At 70.5% G+C, this 2,599-nt stretch carries 2 protein-coding genes and 1 rRNA gene; 2 read left to right on the top strand and 1 reads right to left on the bottom strand.

Features of this window, described 5'->3' with window-relative positions:
- Positions 1-110: 110 nt before the first annotated feature.
- Both E2651_RS42550 and E2651_RS42545 read left to right on the top strand, forming a co-directional pair.
- Positions 111-1,091, top strand: a complete 981-nt coding sequence (locus tag E2651_RS42550; protein ID WP_135336619.1) for a MoxR family ATPase — start codon at positions 111-113, stop codon at positions 1,089-1,091.
- A complete protein-coding gene (locus E2651_RS42545; RefSeq protein WP_135336618.1) occupies positions 1,091-2,401 on the top strand; it encodes a DUF58 domain-containing protein in 1,311 nt (436 codons plus the stop codon). The genes E2651_RS42550 and E2651_RS42545 overlap by 1 nt, the downstream gene beginning before the upstream one ends.
- Positions 2,402-2,476: 75 nt before the next feature.
- Here E2651_RS42545 and rrf read toward each other — a convergent pair.
- Positions 2,477-2,593, bottom strand: a 5S ribosomal RNA gene (gene rrf / locus E2651_RS42540).
- Positions 2,594-2,599 lie beyond the last annotated feature (6 nt).

Raw genomic sequence — 2,599 nt, 5'->3', positions numbered from 1 at the left:
GGCCAGGACCTGCTCCCCCTCCTCTTCGGCCAACCCCCCGCCAACGACGCAGCCCTGATCGCCCTCGCCGACCAACTCGACGCCCTCGAAAGAGAGGTACGTTCTTCATGATGGACCCGACCACTGACAACGCCGGGAGCTCCGGCAGCGCCCGCTCCTCCCTGGAGTCCCTGCGCACCGAGATCTCCAAGGCCGTGGTCGGCCAGGACCCCGCGGTGACGGGCCTCGTCGTGGCCCTCCTCTGCCGCGGCCACGTCCTCCTCGAAGGCGTCCCCGGAGTGGCGAAAACCCTGCTCGTACGCGCCCTCGCCGCATCCCTCGAACTCGACACCAAACGCGTCCAGTTCACCCCCGACCTGATGCCGAGTGACATCACCGGCTCCCTCATCTACGACGCCCGCACCACCGAGTTCTCGTTCCAGCCGGGCCCGGTCTTCACCAACCTCCTGCTCGCCGACGAGATCAACCGCACCCCGCCCAAGACCCAGTCCTCCCTCCTCGAAGCGATGGAGGAACGCCAGGTCACGGTCGACGGCACGCCGCGCCCGCTCCCCGAGCCCTTCCTGGTCGCGGCCACCCAGAACCCCGTCGAGTACGAGGGCACGTACCCCCTCCCCGAAGCCCAACTGGACCGCTTCCTCCTCAAATTGACGGTCCCCCTCCCCTCCCGCCAGGACGAGATCAACGTCCTCACCCGTCACGCCGAGGGCTTCAACCCCCGCGACCTGCACGCCGCCGGCGTACGCCCCGTGGCGGGCCCCGCGGACCTGGAGGCAGCCCGCACCGCGGTCGCCAAGACATCGATCTCCCCCGAGATCACCGCCTACGTGGTGGACATCTGCCGCGCCACCCGCGAGTCCCCGTCCCTCACCCTGGGCGTCTCCCCCCGAGGCGCCACGGCGCTCCTCTCGACGGCCCGCGCCTGGGCCTGGCTGACGGGCCGCGACTACGTCATCCCCGACGACGTGAAGGCCCTCGCCCTCCCCACACTCCGCCACCGCGTCCAACTCCGCCCCGAGGCCGAGATGGAGGGCGTGACGGCCGACTCCGTCATCAACGCGATCCTCGCCCACGTCCCGGTCCCCCGCTGATGGCCCTCACCGGACGCACCGCCCTCCTGGCGGCCCTGGGCAGCCTCCCCGTAGGGCTCTGGGACCCCAGCTGGACCGGCATCCTCGCCGTCAACACCCCCCTGGCCCTGGCCTGCGCCTGCGACTTCGCCCTCGCCGCCCCCGTACGCCGCCTCGGCCTGACCCGCGCGGGCAACACCTCCGTACGCCTCGGCGAGACCGCCGACGTCGACCTGACCGTCACCAACCCCTCCGGCCGCCCACTGCGCGCCCAGCTCCGCGACGCATGGCCGCCCAGCAGCTGGCAGCCCGGCACCGAAGTCGAGGCGTCCCGCCACCGGCTGACGATCCCTCCGGGCGAGCGCCGCCGCCTCACCACACGCCTGCGCCCCACCCGCCGAGGCGACCACCAGTCCGACCGCGTCACCATCCGCTCGTACGGCCCTCTGGGACTCCTCACCCGCCAGGGCAGCCACAAAGTCCCCTGGACACTCCGGGTCCTGCCCCCTTTCACCAGCCGGAAGCACCTCCCCTCCAAGCTGGCCCGCCTCCGCGAACTCGACGGCCGCACCAGCGTGCTGACCCGCGGTCAGGGCACGGAATTCGACAGCCTTCGCGACTACGTCCCCGGCGACGACACCCGCTCCATCGACTGGCGCGCCACCGCCCGCCAGTCCACCGTCGCCATCCGCACCTGGCGCCCGGAACGGGACCGCCACATCCTGCTGGTCCTCGACACCGGCCGCACCTCAGCGGGCCGAGTCGGCGACGCCCCCCGCCTGGACGCCTCAATGGACACCGCCCTGCTCCTCACCGCCCTGGCCTCCCGGGCAGGCGACCGCGTGGACCTCCTCGCTTACGACCGCCGGGTACGCGCCCTGGTCAAGGGAAAGGCCGCGGGCGACGTCCTCCCGTCGGTCGTCAACGCCCTGGCCACGCTGGAACCGGAGCTCGTCGAAACAGACGCCCGTGGCCTGACCTCAACAGCCCTCCGCACCGCCAACCGCGGATCCTTGATCGTGCTGCTGACCAGCCTCGACGCGGCCCCCATCGAGGAGGGCCTGCTCCCGGTACTCTCCCGCCTCACCCAGCGCCATAAGGTCCTGCTGGCATCGGTCGCCGACCCTCACATCGAGCAGATGGCCAACGCCCGAGGAACAACCGAGGCCGTCTACGACGCAGCAGCAGCCGCCCAGGCCAACGCGGAACGCCACCGCACAGCAGAACAACTCATCCGGCACGGCGTCACAGTCGTAGACGCAACACCCACAGAACTGCCCCCCGCTCTGGCGGACGCATACCTGTCCCTGAAAGCGGCCGGCCGCCTCTGACGGAAAAGGAAGTACCCCTGAACGCAGAAAACCCCCGCACCGTATCCCGGTGCGGGGGTTTCCCATTCAAAAATAGTTCGGCGGCGTCCTACTCTCCCACAGGGTCCCCCCTGCAGTACCATCGGCGCTGTGAGGCTTAGCTTCCGGGTTCGGAATGTAACCGGGCGTTTCCCTCACGCTATGACCACCGAAACACTA

The sequence above is a fragment of the Streptomyces sp. MZ04 genome, from assembly GCF_004684775.1.
GTDB lineage: Bacteria > Actinomycetota > Actinomycetes > Streptomycetales > Streptomycetaceae > Streptomyces.
This window is presented reverse-complemented; position numbering and strand designations above follow the sequence as displayed.

Excerpts from the sequence above, each read along its gene's own strand:
- E2651_RS42550 (WP_135336619.1), top strand. The coding sequence starts at position 111 with ATGGACCCGACCACTGACAACGCCGGGAGCTCCGGCAGCGCCCGCTCC.
- E2651_RS42545 (WP_135336618.1), top strand. The coding sequence starts at position 1,091 with ATGGCCCTCACCGGACGCACCGCCCTCCTGGCGGCCCTGGGCAGCCTC.